The sequence below is a fragment of the Paenibacillus cellulosilyticus genome, assembly GCF_003182255.1.
GTDB lineage: Bacteria > Bacillota > Bacilli > Paenibacillales > Paenibacillaceae > Paenibacillus_T > Paenibacillus_T cellulosilyticus.
The window spans coordinates 552,819-569,630 of sequence record NZ_QGTQ01000001.1 but is presented as its reverse complement, the minus strand read 5'-3'; the positions used below and the strand labels follow the sequence as shown (position 1 = coordinate 569,630).

Below are 16,812 nucleotides of genomic sequence, written 5' to 3'. Positions count from 1 at the left end.
TGCAGCGGTCGAGCATTTTCTTTTTACATAAAGGAAAATCCAGGGCTCAGAACGATCGTCGTATCTTCCCAATCATGCTTGGATAACCATAATTGGACAAAAATTTTGTAATTGTTGACATAATCCGAGTAAGCCTATATGATATAAAAATAATTGACTGACCAGTCAATCTGGAAGGGGATTATGGTCGAATGAATGATAAGCAGCCTACATTGCGGGATACGAGAAAGCTTCAATTAATGGAGATTGCGGTAGAGAGATTTGCCAAGTATGGCTACCAGAACACCAAAATCTCTGAAATCGTTAATGAAGCTGGAGTAGCGCAGGGAACGTTCTATTGGTATTTCAAGAGCAAGGAAGCGATAGCGCTGGAGATTATTGAACAAGGCAGGCAGCAGCTGCTTGAAGTCATAGGCAAAGGCTATCGCACTGGAGAAGGAACTGTTCAGGAGATGGTTCAAGGCTCACAGCGTCTACTGGCCGATATCTTTAGGTTTGCTCAGGAGAATCGGTACTTTATGGAATTGCTGATTACGGGCAATGGAGAAGAAGAAGCCATTCGTAATGCATTTCGGGAAACGCGCATCGAGATGGAAGAGGCGTTCAAACGTAATATCGAGCGTGCGGTGGAACTAGGCATGCTGCCCGCATCTATAGATTTCCATATGCGTGCAGCGTTACTGATGAGCCTAATCGAGGGAACGGTAGCAAGGTGGTTGTTTGGTCCTGTCCTTCCCAATTCCAAATTGGCAGAGCGAACGGTGGAAGAACTAGCCGCGGAAACCGTTCATTTTGAATTTTTCGGATTGTTGGGAGTATGACAACAGACAACTGTACGTATAAGGAGGATGATGTGAGTGCCGCGATACGTGCTGAAACGTATAGCAATGATGATTCCTAGCGTCGCCGGAATTATCATTATCACGTTCATCTTAACAAGGGTTTTGCCAGGTGATCCCGCATTGATGATTACGGGAGAACAAGCGCTTCCGGAGTTCGTGGATAAGGTTCGCGAGGAGTACGGTTTCAATGAACCGTTGTTCATTCAGCTATGGGACTATATGAAGCAATTGTTTAGGGGAGATTTGGGGTTTGCTTGGCACACGGGGCATTCGGTTGCTTCAGATTTCGCCTCACGTTTCCCTGCCACATTAGAGCTTACATTAGCGAGCATGGCTATAGCATTAATCGTTGCAGTGCCGCTTGGGATTGTTGCGGCATCCAAGCAAAATTCTATCGTTGACCATATTTCCCGCGTGCTCTCCATTATTGGAACATCGGTTCCGATTTTCTGGCTTGGTCTGCTGCTTATTACGCTGTTCTATTCCAAGCTCGGTTGGCTGCCTGCCCCGATAGGACGGATTAGCGGCAATATTAATCCACCAACCCATATAACAGGCTTATACATAGCGGACAGCTTATTGAGCGGGGACCTCGTTGCATTGAAAAGTTCTCTGCATCATCTATTACTGCCTGCAATCTGTCTGAGCATGAGTACAATGGCAATCGTGACGAAAATGATTCGAGCGAGCATGCTTGAAGTTATCCGGCAAGATTTTATGAGAACGGCGAAGGCCAAAGGATTATCGGAACGGGCTGTTATTTATAAGCATGGTCTTATTAATTCCTTAATACCTACCCTAACGGTAATCGGCCTTCAATTCGGTGCGCTGCTTGGCGGGGCTGTCATTATTGAGACGATCTTCGTATGGCCGGGAATAGGTAGTTACGTCACGGAATCGATTCTTTCTGCAGACTATGCACCTATTCAAGCGATGACGCTCATTAGTGCGGTATTGTATGGACTTATCAATCTTGTCGTAGAACTGCTATATGGGGTACTGGATCCTCGGGTGAGATATGAATAGATCACTATGGAGAACATTGTTGCAACGGCGGCTATTATTAGTTGGATTAGTATTCATCCTCCTATGGGTTGTGCTGGCTTTGCTTGCCCCTTGGATCGCGCCTTACGATCCGAATGGAATACGAACGGAAGATAAACTGCAATCACCGAATATGGCGCATTGGTTTGGCACCGATAATTTTGGCAGAGACATTTTCAGCCGCATTCTCTATGGCGCCCGAGTCACCTTATGGACGGGGGTCTTAGCGATAGGCATCGCTTGCGTCGCTGGAATTCCGCTCGGAGCTATTGCGGGCTACTTCGGAGGAAAAGTCGGAAATATCATCATGCGTATGATGGATACTTTATTGGCCTTTCCGTCGCTGATTCTGGCGATGGCGCTTGCCGCATCCATAGGCCCGGGGCTTCTCGGCGCACTGCTTGCGGTAGGCATTGTAGCGATGCCGGAATTCGCAAGATTGATGTATGGGCAAACCGTGGTGATCAAGGAAAAGGAATTTATTGAAGCCAGCAGAGCGTTGGGCGTTCGGCATACCGCTATTATTTTTCAACACATCTTACCTAATGCGCTTGCCCCTTTAATTGTCCAAATTACGCTTGGCCTTGGTTCTGCCGTGTTAATCACGTCCAGTCTAAGCTTTCTCGGGTTAGGCGTTAGGCCTCCTACCGCTGAATGGGGAGCGATGATCTCATACGGACGCGATTATATTATGTCAGGTGAATGGTGGATGACGTTCTTCCCTGGCATCGCAATCGCTACAACGATATTCGGCTTTATTTTACTCGGAGACGGACTGAGGGATGCGCTTGATCCACATGGGCGCTCGCCAAGACACAAATAAATAACGATTGGGAGTGGAAGTTGTGACACAGAAAAAGTTTAACGTCCTTATTGCAGCATTACTCGTTGTACTGCTTCTAGCGGGCTGCGCCAAAAACTCAAATTCCAACGATACTGCCAGCACGGATGGACAATCGACGACAGCATCTACGGAATCCGCAGCAGGGAAAACAATTACGCTTGCCTATTCGCAAGGTGCAGGACAAACGATGGACCCGCATGATGCTGGTGATTTGACCTCTGCTTCCTACGCGTTCGCTCTATATGATCAGTTGGTTACGAGCGGAACGGAAGAAGTCGACGGCAAAACGATGGGGCGTACCGATCAAATCGTGCCTTCTCTAGCTGAGTCTTGGACAATTTCCGATGATTTAACGACCTATACATTCACGCTGCGGGATGGTGTGAAATTCCAAAGCGGCGAACCTGTGAATGCCGATGCAGTCGTGTATTCGTTCGAACGCGTACAGACGAAAGGTGAAGGCGGCAGTGCCTACACGCTTGCTAACATTAAGTCGGTTACCAAAATTGACGATAAAACCGTAGCGTTTAAGCTCGGTGCGCCTAATCACTTGTTCCTGAAATACTTGGCGACCTTCTCGTTCTCTATCGTTGATCCGTCCATTGCCAAGAACAACGCTGATGATTATTTGACGACGCACTCCGCAGGCTCCGGTGCTTATAAGCTGGAGAAATGGGATCCGGCAACAGAAGCGGTATTCGTAGCGAACAAGGATTACTGGAATGGTGCGCCAAAGGTTGAGAAGATCGTTATTAAATTTGTAGCGGAAGCTTCCAACCGTGAATTGTTCCTTCAAAAAGGGGAAGTTGATGTCGCTTTCGATATTCCGGCTAAGGACGTAGAAAGTCTGTCTAAGAACGATAACGTGACGATTAACTCGGAGTCCTCGAACCGAATTGTTTACCTTGGCATGAACGCTAATTTCAAGCCGTTCGACCAGCTGAAAGTACGACAAGCCATTAACTATGTAATTGATCAAAACAAGCTCATCCAAGATGTTGCATACGGTCAAGCGGCTCCGCTGCTAAGCTCGATTTCGAGCAAATCGCCGGATTACACCGCTGAAGGCTACGAGTACAAATACGATTTGGAGAAAGCAAAAGCGCTGCTTAAGGAAGCAGGCTATGAGAATGGCTTTACCTTTGACCTGACGGTTAACTCTTCCACGCAAGATTACGAGGACATCGCGGTTCTGCTCAAAGCGGAGCTTGAGAAAATTGGCGTTACATTAAACATTAATAAGGTCGCGCCTGCGCAATACCGCGAGCTGATCAACAATAAGAAAGCAGCAGCATACCTGGGCAAGTATACTTCCTTGGTCAATGATCCTTCCTATCACTACGGATTCCTGCTAGAAAGCAATGGCGCTTCTAACTACACCGGCTACTCGAGCAAGACGGTCGATGACCTGTTAGCGCAGGCCAATGTAGAACCGGATGATGCGAAGCGTGCAGAGCTCTACAAACAAGTTCAGAAACAGGTTACGGCTGATTCACCGTGGGCGTACCTGTATGAGAGCAATCTTATTGTCGGAATTAGCAAGGATGTAAAGGGCTATATCTTCTACCCAGACGAGATCGCTCGTTTCAGCTCACTGTACAAATAAGGAGAAGACCCCCGAGCCTAAGGGGGTCTTGTCTACTTTTACATGCTTAAGGGAGGCACGGGTATGACGAAGCTTTTGGAAATAGATCAATTGTCTATCGAATTCGCCAATGCTTCGGGTCCGATTCGGGTGGTAAGCGGCATTAGTCTGGCGCTTGAATCGGGACAAACGCTTGGAATTGTTGGGGAGTCGGGAAGCGGGAAGAGTGTAACGTCCTTATCCGTTATGCGATTATTGCCCAGCGGGCTGGCTCGTGTAGTAGAAGGGGATATACGTCTACGCGGCCAGAGTCTGTTAGATATGTCTGAATCCCAGATGCAAAAAGTTCGCGGCAATCAAATTGCTACGATCTTTCAGGAGCCGATGACGGCCCTGAATCCGGTCTTTAAGATTGGCCGCCAAATTCGGGAATCGATACGTCAGCATTCGAAGAAGGGCAAGAAAGAAGCGCACCAGCAATCGATTGAATTGCTAAGCGAAGTCGGTATATCTTCACCGGAACAGATTATGGAGGTTTATCCTCATCAATTATCCGGCGGTATGCGCCAGCGGGTGATGATTGCAATGGCCATGGCATCCAACCCGGAGATTCTGATCGCAGATGAACCGACAACGGCACTAGACGTTACGATACAGGCCCAAATTCTTGATCTCATGAGGAAGCTCCAGAAGGTACGGGGAACAGCGATCATTCTCATTACCCACGATCTTGGGGTAGTGGCCGAAACTTGTGATCGGGTATGCGTCATGTATGCAGGACAAATCGTCGAGCAAGGGGATGTCCAATCGCTGTTTAAGAACCCTAAGCATCCTTATACAGTCGGTCTATTGAATTCCATGCCTCAATTCTCAGGAGAGATGGAGCGCCTGCAAGCGATAGCTGGACAAGTTCCTCATCCATCAGAATTTGCCGCCGGATGCCGATTTGCTTCAAGGTGTCCTTCTAAGATGGACGTGTGTGAGCATATCGACCCTGCCTTTTATGACATGAATGACGGTCATAGCTGCAAGTGCCATCTCTATAGGGAGGTTACGAATGTTGCCTATTCTTGAGATAAAAGATTTAAAAAAACATTACGCTGCGAAGACAGGCTTGTTCGGCCGCATGAGCAACACGGTTAAAGCCTTAGATGGGATATCTCTTGCCATCGAGAAGGGGAAAACGTTCGCGATCGTAGGAGAATCGGGCTCCGGCAAAACAACGCTCGGAAAAACGATGCTGCGATTGATTGAGCCTACGTCCGGAAGCATCATTTTTAATGGACAAGACATTATGGCACTCGGCACAGAATCCATGAGGAAGCTTAAGACGGATATGCAGATTGTGTTCCAGGATCCGTTTGGTTCCTTGGACCCCAGATGGACCGTCCGCCGCACGCTGGAGGAGCCGCTTCGCACCCATTACAGCTATTCCGCTGAGACGATAACGAAGAAGGTAGATGAAATACTGGAGGTTGTTGGTCTAACGCCACAACATGCCCTTCGGTATCCTTATGAATTGTCGGGAGGACAGCGCCAACGGGTCGGCATTGCCCGGGCGCTTATTCTTGAGCCCCAATTCGTCGTGTTCGATGAGCCGGTATCGGCGCTGGATGTATCGATTCAGGCGCAGGTGCTGACGCTGCTGCAGGATTTGCAAAGTCGTCTATCGCTCACGTATCTGTTTATTTCGCATGATTTATCGGTTGTTCGTTACATTAGCGATCATGTCGGGGTCATGTACTTAGGGAAGATGATGGAGACCGGACCTTCGGAACAATTATTCTCCAATCCGCTTCATCCTTATACGGAGGCGCTTATCTCTGCTATTCCTCAGCCGGATCCGGACAAACGAAGAGAGAGAATTGTACTCTCCGGGGAAGTTCCGAGTCCGCGTAACGCACCGTCAGGCTGCGTGTTTCATACTCGTTGTCCGAAAGCTATGCCACAGTGCAGCAGCATTCAACCGGAGTGGCTTCAGGTTTCCGAGAATCGTTATATCGCATGTCATCTATACAACAACTAATGAGAAGAAAGTGGGCTTTACATTATGCAAGTATCGACGATTTGGCAAGGTAAACGATTTTTTCAAGCGACGGGTCCTTCGGGCCACACTATTAACATGGATGCAACGCCCGCATGGGGCGGACAGGATAAAGGTGCTTCACCTGTAGAGGTGCTGTTGGCGAGTCTGGCTGGCTGCATTGGAATCGATGTGACGATGATTCTGGAACAATTCCTGCCGTCGATCAAGAGTATTGAAATTATAACGGATGGCGTTCGTAAAGAAGAAGCTCCTAAAGGGTTTGCTGCCATTGAACTTACTTTCAAGGTGGATGGAGATATTCCGGATTATCGTATTTGGAAAGCGATCCAAATGGGAACAGAGAAGTATTGCTCGGTATCGGACTCTTTGAATGCCGTTATTACGCATAGACTTGTTCTGAATGGCGTGGAAGTGCACAAGGAATAATCATTTTATAACCATTAAGTTTCAATAACCGAACCTAAGCCAATCCCGGCCCCTTTGCCTCGAAACATGAGCGAGCAGGAGGGGTCTTTTGCTTGTGGAAAGCAAAAAAGGTTAAGGGTATCCATTGGATGCCCTTAACCTTCCGTAACAAGCGGAAGCGTCAGCAGGAACGAGGTTCCTTCTTCCGAGCTCTTGTTCAATACGAGGTTACCTTGCTGCGCTTGCGCGAGAAGTCTGCTGAACGCCAGGCCAAGACCAAGTCCGCGTACACGCTGTTTCTTGTTCTCCCCGCGGAAGAAGCGCTCGAACACAAGGTTTTGTTCGGACGGAGGAATGCCGGAGCCGTTGTCGACAACAAGGATGTCGACGTACCCGTCGTTCCGTTCGCGCAAGGTGATATTTATTCGGAGCGGGCGGTCCGGATGCTTGGACTGGGCACTGTTATTGAGCAGATTCACGATAATTTGCTGAATGCGAAGCGGGTCGCCCTCCACCTCGACCCGATGATCAGGCAGAGATAGCTCGGGCTCGCGGATGCCCTCGTCCTGATGCAGCGTCCACTGATAGGTAATTTCGGACAGCAGCTCAGCAACATCCAGATGCTTGCTGCTTGACTGAATAAGTCCGGCGGCTAATGCATTGTAATCGAGCAGGTCGGCGATCATCCGTTCCAGCCTGCCAGTCTCTTGCAAGGCGATCTGAAGAAATTCGTCCGCTTCTTCGTCCTGAACCACTTTTTCTTTGACCGCATGGATGAGGCCTTTCGCCGAAGTAACGGGTGTTTTCAACTCATGCGTCAAGCCGGCCAGCATAAAGGCACGGGAATGCTCCAGCTGCTTCAGCTTGCCGGCCATCTCCTTGAACGATACGATCAGCTCGCCTAGTTCACGCTCCTTGGCATTCGCGTTGAGCTCAATGTCGTAGTGCCCCTGACTGATCTCGCGGGCGGCTGACGCCACGTTGCGAATCGGTCGTGCAAGCTTCCTGGACAACAAATAAATCATCAGCCAGCCGAGTGCGGTCAAACTGACGAACATCAGGACGAGCGCCAATTGGACCTCGGGCTGCTGGAACAAGGATTCGGATGGATACAGCAGGGTGACTTGTCCGATTGTATCCCCACCATAGATAATCGGCGCCGGAACCGCATGCAGTCCGGGCGAACGTGATTGATCGAGGCTGTCATTCAGCCATTTGGGCAGATCCTCTTGCGTGATCGGTTCGTTAGAATAAAGAAGCTTACCCTCCTGATCGGTAACGATGACGCATAATCTAGCCCCGCCCTTGAAAAACTGCGATCGCTTCTCAATGATAGTGTTCATGTTAGGAGGAATAACGATAATTCCATTCGTAGAGTCAAGATATTCTGTAATTTCCTGTGCAAGCAGCTCTGCGGCCTGCTGGCGGCTGTCCATCGTTTCGCGATTGGTCCACCATAGGACGGCGGCGGCAAGGGCAAGCAGCACAATAATGAGAATAGCGAAGTATCGCAGGGTCCAATACGATAATATCGAGGTTTGCTTCAGTTTTCGATCCAAAATTGATACCCCGTTCCCCTTAAAGTCCGAATTTCCCCTTCCTCCGCCGGCCAGTGGGACAGTAACTGTCTTATCCGCTTAATCGACAAATCGACCGCACGGTCGCTTCCTTCATAGTCCGTTCCCCACACATTCTCTATGAGTTGTTCCCGGGTAAACGTCCGGTTCGGGTGTTCTGCCAAGTAGAGCAGCACCGCCATATCGCGGGGCATTAAGGTGACTTCGGCACCGCTGAGCGTAACTCGCTGGCCAAGGAAATCGATACTCAAGCGGCCGAAACGGCTCTGTCTGCCCGCATCCGTCCATTGCAATGGTCGACGCAGTATCGCATGGACCCTGGCAACGACCTCCTCGGGTATGAACGGTTTAGACATGTAGTCGTCGGCTCCCCCGTTCAGACCGGACAACCTGTCGTCGATCCCGTCGCGAGCGGTCAGCATGATGATGGGACAGCTGCTTGTTTCGCGTATTTGGCGAAGTACTTCCCAGCCATCCATATGCGGAAGCATTACGTCAAGCAGAATGAGCGAGGGAGGTTTCTGTGCGAATAGCTCCAGCGCCTTCCGCCCATCGGACGCAAGCGTAACGTCGAAGCCCGCTTTACGTAGATAGGCAGCTAATACGCGAGCGATAGCGGGTTCATCTTCGACAACCATAATCGTCTTCAAGCAGGCAGCTCCTCTCCGATCTAAGTGCCACCATTATAGCAACCGCAAGGAAACCGCACAATGAAGTAGGGCATCGTGGTCCCGGTCGTGGTAATAAAGTCCACATTTTACATCTCGACATCTGCTCGACTTATTGGGCTGTTACAATGACAGCGGATGAGAGATCGCTAAATAGAGATAGGAGTGACAATGATGAAGAAGAAGGTTATTTGGTTGGCAGCAGTAATTGTGGTGGTGGCAGCCGGGATTGTGGCATATACAAGTTTCAACCGTTTCGTTGGCAACAATGTAGAGATCGAGTCGGTCATGGCACAAGGAAATGAAGACGCGACGACGGAGGGTGCTGGACAAGACACGGCGGCGGCAACGGGAGCTGCGGTATCATCGGACGAGCTGAATGGCGCATGGAGCGTAGCGAGTGGTTCCAAAGTATACTGGTCGGTTACGACATCACAGGAAACGGTCAATTTTGTTGATGAAGCGGTGACGGGCTCATGGAACGTCGATCTGAACGATGCCGCGTCCATGACGGGCGAAGGGGTTGTTGATCTGACGGCTCTCGATTCGGGCAACAGCATGCGCGACAGCCATGTGAAGGAGCGCGAAGATTTGCTTACGGTTACGAAGTACCCGGAAGCGACGTTTAAGACGAAATCCATCTCATCGGTACCGACGGAGTGGAATGAAGGAACGGCGGTGCCGGTTACGATTACGGGTACACTAACGATCAAAGGGATAGACAAGGAAGTGACGTTCGACTCGAACGCGATGTACAAAGGCGGACAACTGCTTCTTTCCGGCAAGACTAACGTGACATTCGCCGATTTCGGCATGACCAATCCGCATTCGGTTGCTCTGGAGACCCAGAATGAGTTTTCTGTACAGCTGGAGCTTGTGTTGGATAAGGCATAAGAATTTGTAAGGGCACCCTGTGACGGGTGCCCTGTTTGTTATCTGCAGGAAACCGAGAGAAGGCCTCCGTTTTTTAAGACAATGAGACGGATAGGATCCAGTCTTCAATTGCATCTATTGTCATTCTCAGCCGCTCGTCGGCAGAAATATCCGCCGGTACATCTCCTTTTTGAAAGCCGTAGCTGCCGAATTGACTATGATTACCTCCATCGATGGTTATAATTTATTTTAATTGTAGTTGATGCAGGCAAGAGGGTCTTCGCAGATTCCCAAGCCTCCTTACACCACCCTGCAGTGATGTTGTACCGGAGCAGGCGATTAGGAAAGCAAATAATTCAGAAGATGTCATATTAAGTACATATTTCAGAGCTAGTCTTATATTAACGCGAAGTGTTTTGAAGTATGGGAAAAGGGCGGGGTATTATGGCAAATTTACTCGTTGTGGACGATGATCCGAATATAAGAGAACTGATTGAGGTTTGCTTAAAGGACGAAGGATTTCAAGTTGTTGGTGCTTCGAACGGACGAATGGCCATGCATTTGCTGCGCAAGCAACGAATCGATCTGGCCGTTATCGACATTATGATGCCAGTGGTCGACGGCTGGGAGCTGTGCACGCTGATCAAGGAGTCCTATCCCGATTTGCCGGTTATGATGGTGTCGGCCAAGAACGAAACGATGCACAAAATCAAGGGTCTTCAGCTCGGAGCAGACGACTACGTGGTTAAACCTTTTGATCCACTCGAGATCGTAGCTAGGGTTCGGACCTTGCTCCGGCGATACAAGATTCAGGCTTCAATGATCATTGAAGCGGGAGAACTCCAACTAGATAAGAACCGTTATGAGATCGTCTGGAAGGATAGAAGGGACTCTCTACCTCTAAAAGAATTTGATCTCCTGTTCAAACTGGTTAGCAATCCGGGCAAGATCTTCACACGGTATCAACTAATCGAGCAGATTTGGGGGATCGATTTCGATGGCGATGAACGGACGGTCGACGTTCATGTCATGCGAATACGCGAGAGGCTCGCTGCGCTGGACAATTGCAAGGTAACGATCGTAACAAAAAGAGGACTGGGATATAAGATGGAGGTTGCCGAATGATTCGGACGCTATACATACGTATCGTTGTCTTTTTTATTCTCTCTGTTATTGTCGGGTTGGTCTGTGCTTTCTTCAGTACGATTTTGATCTACAAAGATCGATTGGATAATTGGAGCAAGACGGATATTCGGGAGCAGGCTGAGCTCAATATCGATCTCATTCGAATGGTCGGAATGGAAGAGGTTGAGAACTATCCGTCGGTTCTCACTCGTAAGGGACAATTTCGATTCGTGGTTTTCGACGCGGACGGGAAGCTTATCAAATCAATTTCGAACGCAACGCGACGCGAGATCGAGAAAGATCGGGAGTCGATTGTTCCGTTGCTTCACGGTCAACAATACGGAGACTTGCATCATGGGGGGGCAACCGGGGTATCGTTCGACTTGGAGGGACAAAGGTATGTTATGTTCCTTCATCGTGCTAATGAAGTAGATAGTTCTTTTATCAATTACATCGTGCTTACGGCCTTGGTTATTGCTTTGGTAGTCGGGAGCTTATGTGCTGTTGTCTGGGCGCATTATTTGGTAAAGCCTCTTAAGGAGATGAAGCGTGCGGTCGATCGGATATCCCGAGGACAATTCAATATCGAATTCAATTGGAAGAAAGGGAGGAAGGATGAGCTCGGGGATCTTGCTCAGAGCTTCGCTACGATGGCGGGAGAGCTTCGGGAAATAGAGGAGATGCGCCAGAACTTCGTCTCCAACGTTTCGCATGAGATCCAGTCTCCTCTTACCTCGATCTCAGGGTTTTCCAATGTACTGCTTAAGAAGAATCTTTCGGAGAACGAGCGGTCGCGCTACTTGGGCATCATTAAGGAAGAAAGCGAGCGGTTGTCCAGGTTGAGCGACAATCTTCTGAAACTGGCTTCCCTAGATTCTGAGCATCACCCGTTCAATCCCCGATTCTTCGATCTGGACGAGCAGATACGCCGCATCGTGCTCGCTTGCGAGCCTCTATGGAGCGAGAAAAGCTTGGAGATCGATCTGGATCTGCCATCGGTGAAGATCTGGGCGGATGAGGATTTGTTAAGTATGGTGTGGATCAACGTTATCGGCAACGCAATCAAATTCACCCCTGAAGGGGGATGGATCACGATTTCAGCTCGCAAAGAGCTGCATAGTATCGAAGTTACGATTACCGATAACGGAACCGGAATCCCCGAAGAAGCGCGACAACGGGTGTTCGAAAGATTCTACAAGGTAGACGCGGCCCGAGAGAAGAAGCTGGCTGGCAATGGTCTTGGTCTTGCCATCGTTCATAAGATTGTCACCGTCCACAGAGGGCATATCAGTATAGGGGGCGGTCCTGGCGGGGGGACCGTCGTGTCTATATCTTTTCCTGCTACGAAATACTAGCTTCACATTTCCTGATTATGATAGATGTGATCAGAAATTTTGGAAGTACATACAGGAGGGTATCGGATTGAAAGGAATCATCGGCTTTTCCATGAATAAGGTAGCCGCGATGCTGATCTTGATCGTCATCCTTATAGGTGGCGGCCTCTATTCGGCCAACTCGCTCAAAATGGAGAATATACCGGACGTCTCCATGCCGTACGTCATTATATCCACGACTTATTCCGCTTCCCCACAAGACGTGATGACGGAGGTCACCAAGCCGATCGAGGACAAAGTCTCCAATATCGAAGGATTGGATACGATGTCTTCGACGTCTAGTGACACCGGCTCGACCGTTATGATCCAATTCTCAACGGATGTTGACGTCGACAAAAAGAAGTCTGATCTCGAAAGCTTGATTCAGACGGTCTCGTTGCCCACAGATGCATCCAGGCCAGTCGTTTCGACCTTCGGCTTCGCTTCCATCCCGGCCTATTATCTGGCCGTATATGCGGATGAGGGGATGACGCAGACCGATCTCGACAATCTGTTCCAGGAAGAATTGAAGCCCGGCTTTGAATCGATCGACGGCGTCGACCATATCGATTCGATCGGCGCCCGCGAGACTTCGCTCGACATCAAGCTTAATGCGAACACGCTTAATGCGTTTGGAATGACTCCGTCCGATGTGACGAATGCCATCAGATCGGCATTGACCAGCGGGTCAGCCGGCATGATCAAAGTCGATGGCAACGATCAAGTCGTGCGGATCACAGGCGAGTTGAACAGCGTGTATAGCCTGAATCATTTGGAGCTTACCACCTCCGACGGCCAGACCCTGCTGCTGCAGGAAGTGGCCGAGGTTCAAGCCATTAACGATTCCGAATTTATTTCCCGAGTCGACGGCAAGCCGGCGATTGGGATTAATCTGTACAAGACAACAGAGACGAACGCAGTCGATTTCTCGAATGATACGAATGCTTTGATCGAGAAATGGGAGAAGTCCAATCCGAGTCTGACATTCAAAGTCATCTACGACAGCTCGGATACGGTGCGTGAATCCATTAGCGGTTTGTTAAGAGAAGGTCTGATCGGGGTCGCGCTTGCTGCACTAATCATTCTACTCTTCCTGCGGAATATCCGGATGACCGCAATCGTGCTTGTTTCGATTCCGCTGTCGATTCTAATTACGCTAATCGCGATGAACTACTTAGACATTACGTTGAACATTATGTCGCTTGGCGGCATGTTTATCGCGGTTGGTCGTATCGTCGACGACAGCATTGTTGTCATCGAGAATATATTCACCAATTTGCAGAATGCGCAGAAACGAGGTCAATCGGTTATCCTCATGGCGGCCCAACAGGTGGCGATGGCGATAAGCTCTTCCACATTTGTTACGGTTGGCGTCTTCTTGCCGATTGCGTTCGTCAGCGGCATTGTCGGCGATCTGTTCCGGCCGTTCGCGGTAACCGTCGCCGTCGCTTTGCTGTCGTCGCTGCTCGTGGCGCTTACTGTCATCCCACTGATGGCGAAGATGATGGTGCTGCGCAGCTTCAAGTCGGGCGGCCACGACGAGAACGCAACTGGCAAGATTACTTCCTTCTATGGACGCATCCTGGGCTGGTGCCTGAATCATAAATTCAGGACGCTGTTGCTTTCGGCTGTGTTGTTTATCGTCACGTTGGTTGGGACGATACCGAACCTGTCAATCAACTTTATCTCGGAGGATGACAGCGAGACGCAGATGAGCTTTACGGTTAAGCTGCCATACGAAACAACGCTCGAGAGCACGGACGAAGAGACTAAACGGATTGAAGAGATGTTTAACGAGGCGAAGGATGAATCCGGCAAGCCGATCTTTACATTCGTCGAATCGCTTATCGGTTATTCGGGCAGCGACGAGCAGGCCCCTTATGCGGTGACGATCAATACAGAAGTGACAGATAAGGTCGACCCTGCAGCGATTAAGGAAGAGTATACTAATAAAATTCTGGCCGATATTCCTAAGGGCTCGGAAGTGACGCCGGGCTCTTTGTCAGGCGGCGGCGGCGGCCTCAGTACGACGGACTTCTCCTATTCGCTTAACGGAGATGATCAGGATTTGCTGGAGCAGGCAACGGAGCTTGTGAAGGATAAGCTGAAGGAATTCCCGGAACTTAAAGATGTCGAGGACTCGCTTGGCGATGCCAAGATGCAGATCGACGTTTCGGTATCGCAGCCTAAGGCTAAGCAGTTTGGTTTAAGCGTCGATTCCATTTTGAACACAGTTCGCGGATGGATCAACGATACGGACCTCGGAGATATTCGCATCGACGGCGAATTGTATTCGACGACTGTGAAGCTGTCGGAAGAGGATAAGAATTCGATCGAGAAGCTGGCACAGCTTCCGCTCAGATCTGCAACTGGGGATATCGTTTATCTGAACGAAGTGGCAAGCATCAAGAAGGTTGAAGCCCCGGTATCACTGGCACGGACGGACCAGAAGCAGATTGTTACCATCACCGCTTCGATCGAGTCATCAAACAAATCAGCAGTCAGCAACAAAATATCGATGGCGCTAAGTCAGCTTCAACTGCCAGAAGGTGTTTCAACCAGTGTTGGCGGCGTCAACGCCGACATAGGCGATAGCTTCTCGCAGCTGTTCGTGGCTATGGCGGCTGCAATCGCTGTTGTGTATCTGATTATGGTATTGTGCTTCGGCAATGCCAGCTCGCCTTTCGCGATTTTGTTCTCCTTGCCGCTCGCCGTTATCGGCGGCCTTCTCGGCCTGCTTGTTTCGGGCGAAGCATTGAATGTAACTTCGCTCATTGGCTTTATGATGCTGATTGGTATCGTCGTGACGAATGCCATCGTTCTTCTGGATCGAGCTCAGCAGTTGATGAAGGATGGCTATACAACAAGGGATGCTTTGCTTGAAGCTGGTCGAGTCCGTCTTCGTCCGATCATCATGACAGCTTCAGCGACGATTGTTGCCATGATTCCGCTTGCTCTGGGCTCCTCAGGCGGGACATTGATATCCAAGGGACTCGCCGTCGTCGTAATTGGTGGGTTGACCACGTCTACGTTGCTGACGCTGGTTGTCGTTCCAATTATTTATGAAATGATCGATAACATGAGAAATCGCTTGTCGCGGTCGTCTCATCGCAAGGGCAACGGTATCGAAACAGATAGTCTGGAGATGTAGAGGGGAGATCGGTTAAATGGTTTATTCGACAGGGAAAAAGAAAACGGTTGGTTGGATTCGAACAAGCACGCTGCTGCTGCTTGGGGCCGTCATGCTCGCAGGGTGCAGCATGCCTACGCCTCCGGGAGCGGAGCCGACTGCCACGCTGGGCACAGGGGAAGTCAAAGTTGAGAAAGTCGCCAAGCATAGCATGGGAGCACCTCGTGAGCAGATTGCCGACGTGAGTTCGTCAATCGAGATCAGCGTTCAGGCGCAGGCGTCAGGTACAATTACCGGCGTTCTTAAGGCGAATGGCGCGTCCGTCAAGAAAGGTGACGTAATCGCGGTTATGGATTCGGAGATAGCGGCTAAGTCGGTCAGCTCGGCCGAAGCTTCGGTTCGGAGCGCTGAGAAATCACTGAGCTCTGCCAAGTCCAGCGTCGCGTCAAGCCGTCAGCAGTTGAAAGCGACGATCGGCAGCCTTGAGACGCAGCTTAAAGATGCCATTCGCGATGACAGCGATACGCAGGATACCCTTAAAGCAAACCTGGAATCGTACAAGCAGCAATTGGCCGATCTGGATTCGGGCACTTCGGTCGCCGGATCCCAAGCCCAATACGAATCAGCGCTATTGCAATTGGAGCAAGCCAAAAGCACGCTGGAGGGCTACTCGATAACGGCTCCGACGGACGGTGTGCTGACGGGCGTCGATCTGACTAAAGGAAGTGCAGTGACGCAAGGCAGCCAGGTAGGTGTCGTTCAGAACAACGGTCAAGTGACGATTAAGGCGAAGCTGAGTGAAGAATATGCGGGATTGGCTCGCAACAAGAAGGAGCTTACCGTTTATTACGCGAGCGATGCTTCCGCTACCCGTCAAGCGTCCATCCTTTATCTAGCGGACCAGCCGAACACGACAAACCGGTTGTACGATCTAGAGCTTTCGGTTGACAATTCGGATGGCTTCTTTACACCAGGTACTCGGGTTCAGGTTCAGTTGACGACCGTGGAAGAAGAGAATGTCGTCGCTGTTCCTACGCTCAGTATCGTCCGCGATGGCAGCGATACGTTTGTATTCGTATCGAACGGTAGCGTGGCAGAGAAGCGTCAGGTGAAGCTTGGTCGGCTCAATGGAGCTTATCAAGAGATCCTGGAAGGATTAAAGACCGACGAGTCGTTGATCACGTCTGGACAGCATTTGCTGAAGGATGGAGACACAGTGACAGTCGTTTCATAATTAGAGGGGCATCTGCGGCAGAACGCAGATGCCTTTTTCATGAAGAGGTGCAATCTACGGATTGA

General features: G+C 49.9%; 15 protein-coding genes. 12 read left to right on the top strand and 3 right to left on the bottom strand.

The window, feature by feature from the left end; genetic code table 11:
- The first annotated feature begins 191 nt into the window (after positions 1–191).
- From DFQ01_RS02440 to DFQ01_RS02410, 7 genes are all read left to right on the top strand, one after another.
- On the top strand, positions 192–821 hold the full coding sequence (locus DFQ01_RS02440) for a TetR/AcrR family transcriptional regulator (protein WP_245946486.1): 630 nt from the start codon (positions 192–194) through the stop codon (positions 819–821).
- Between the two features lie 66 nt (positions 822–887).
- Positions 888–1,868, top strand: a complete 981-nt coding sequence (locus DFQ01_RS02435; RefSeq protein ID WP_425452349.1) for an ABC transporter permease — start codon at positions 888–890, stop codon at positions 1,866–1,868.
- Positions 1,861–2,709 carry an ABC transporter permease gene (locus DFQ01_RS02430; RefSeq protein ID WP_110042275.1) on the top strand — a complete coding sequence of 283 codons (849 nt, stop codon included), beginning with the start codon at positions 1,861–1,863 and terminating at the stop codon, positions 2,707–2,709. Before DFQ01_RS02435 ends, DFQ01_RS02430 begins: the two co-directional genes overlap by 8 nt.
- A gap of 22 nt (positions 2,710–2,731) precedes the next feature.
- Positions 2,732–4,336 carry an ABC transporter substrate-binding protein gene (locus DFQ01_RS02425; protein WP_110042274.1) on the top strand — a complete coding sequence of 535 codons (1,605 nt, stop codon included), beginning with the start codon at positions 2,732–2,734 and terminating at the stop codon, positions 4,334–4,336.
- Positions 4,337–4,399: 63 nt separating this feature from the next.
- Entirely contained in the window at positions 4,400–5,389 is a 990-nt protein-coding gene (locus DFQ01_RS02420) for an ABC transporter ATP-binding protein (protein ID WP_110042273.1), read from the top strand.
- Positions 5,373–6,341, top strand: coding sequence for an ABC transporter ATP-binding protein (locus DFQ01_RS02415; protein WP_110042272.1), 969 nt, complete (start codon positions 5,373–5,375; stop codon positions 6,339–6,341). The genes DFQ01_RS02420 and DFQ01_RS02415 overlap by 17 nt, the downstream gene beginning before the upstream one ends.
- A gap of 24 nt (positions 6,342–6,365) precedes the next feature.
- Complete coding sequence (locus DFQ01_RS02410) at positions 6,366–6,788, top strand: OsmC family protein (protein ID WP_110042271.1); 423 nt, start codon at positions 6,366–6,368, stop codon at positions 6,786–6,788.
- A gap of 134 nt (positions 6,789–6,922) precedes the next feature.
- Here the strand turns inward: DFQ01_RS02410 and DFQ01_RS02405 are convergent, their stop codons facing one another.
- Positions 6,923–8,326, bottom strand: a complete 1,404-nt coding sequence (locus tag DFQ01_RS02405; protein ID WP_110042270.1) for a HAMP domain-containing sensor histidine kinase — start codon at positions 8,324–8,326, stop codon at positions 6,923–6,925.
- A complete protein-coding gene (locus DFQ01_RS02400; RefSeq protein ID WP_110042269.1) occupies positions 8,311–8,994 on the bottom strand; it encodes a response regulator transcription factor in 684 nt (227 codons plus the stop codon). The genes DFQ01_RS02405 and DFQ01_RS02400 overlap by 16 nt, the downstream gene beginning before the upstream one ends.
- Positions 8,995–9,183: 189 nt before the next feature.
- On the opposite strand from DFQ01_RS02400, the gene DFQ01_RS02395 reads away from it, so the two are divergent.
- Positions 9,184–9,906 carry a YceI family protein gene (locus tag DFQ01_RS02395; RefSeq protein ID WP_174812899.1) on the top strand — a complete coding sequence of 241 codons (723 nt, stop codon included), beginning with the start codon at positions 9,184–9,186 and terminating at the stop codon, positions 9,904–9,906.
- Positions 9,907–9,979: 73 nt separating this feature from the next.
- Here DFQ01_RS02395 and DFQ01_RS02390 read toward each other — a convergent pair whose 3' ends face one another.
- Positions 9,980–10,120, bottom strand: coding sequence for an alpha/beta hydrolase (locus DFQ01_RS02390; protein ID WP_245946493.1), 141 nt, complete (start codon positions 10,118–10,120; stop codon positions 9,980–9,982).
- A 209-nt stretch (positions 10,121–10,329) separates the two neighbouring features.
- Here DFQ01_RS02390 and DFQ01_RS02385 point away from each other — a divergent pair, with 209 nt between their 5' ends.
- From DFQ01_RS02385 to DFQ01_RS02370, 4 genes are all read left to right on the top strand, one after another.
- Positions 10,330–11,010, top strand: a complete 681-nt coding sequence (locus DFQ01_RS02385; protein WP_110042267.1) for a response regulator transcription factor — start codon at positions 10,330–10,332, stop codon at positions 11,008–11,010.
- Positions 11,007–12,365 (top strand): sensor histidine kinase, encoded by a 1,359-nt coding sequence (locus DFQ01_RS02380; RefSeq protein ID WP_110042266.1) that lies wholly within the window; start codon positions 11,007–11,009, stop codon positions 12,363–12,365. Before DFQ01_RS02385 ends, DFQ01_RS02380 begins: the two co-directional genes overlap by 4 nt.
- Before the next feature lie 67 nt (positions 12,366–12,432).
- On the top strand, positions 12,433–15,534 hold the full coding sequence (locus tag DFQ01_RS02375) for an efflux RND transporter permease subunit (protein ID WP_342769973.1): 3,102 nt from the start codon (positions 12,433–12,435) through the stop codon (positions 15,532–15,534).
- A gap of 16 nt (positions 15,535–15,550) precedes the next feature.
- Positions 15,551–16,747 carry an efflux RND transporter periplasmic adaptor subunit gene (locus tag DFQ01_RS02370; RefSeq protein WP_110042265.1) on the top strand — a complete coding sequence of 399 codons (1,197 nt, stop codon included), beginning with the start codon at positions 15,551–15,553 and terminating at the stop codon, positions 16,745–16,747.
- Positions 16,748–16,812 lie beyond the last annotated feature (65 nt).

Bases quoted from the DNA above. Each gene is read 5' to 3' on its own strand.
- DFQ01_RS02440 (WP_245946486.1), top strand. From the start codon at position 192: ATGAATGATAAGCAGCCTACATTGCGGGATACGAGAAAGCTTCAATTA.
- DFQ01_RS02435 (WP_425452349.1), top strand. From the start codon at position 888: ATGATGATTCCTAGCGTCGCCGGAATTATCATTATCACGTTCATCTTA.
- DFQ01_RS02430 (WP_110042275.1), top strand. From the start codon at position 1,861: ATGAATAGATCACTATGGAGAACATTGTTGCAACGGCGGCTATTATTA.
- DFQ01_RS02420 (WP_110042273.1), top strand. From the start codon at position 4,400: ATGACGAAGCTTTTGGAAATAGATCAATTGTCTATCGAATTCGCCAAT.
- DFQ01_RS02415 (WP_110042272.1), top strand. From the start codon at position 5,373: ATGTTGCCTATTCTTGAGATAAAAGATTTAAAAAAACATTACGCTGCG.
- DFQ01_RS02410 (WP_110042271.1), top strand. From the start codon at position 6,366: ATGCAAGTATCGACGATTTGGCAAGGTAAACGATTTTTTCAAGCGACG.
- DFQ01_RS02395 (WP_174812899.1), top strand. From the start codon at position 9,184: ATGATGAAGAAGAAGGTTATTTGGTTGGCAGCAGTAATTGTGGTGGTG.
- DFQ01_RS02385 (WP_110042267.1), top strand. From the start codon at position 10,330: ATGGCAAATTTACTCGTTGTGGACGATGATCCGAATATAAGAGAACTG.
- DFQ01_RS02380 (WP_110042266.1), top strand. From the start codon at position 11,007: ATGATTCGGACGCTATACATACGTATCGTTGTCTTTTTTATTCTCTCT.
- DFQ01_RS02370 (WP_110042265.1), top strand. From the start codon at position 15,551: ATGGTTTATTCGACAGGGAAAAAGAAAACGGTTGGTTGGATTCGAACA.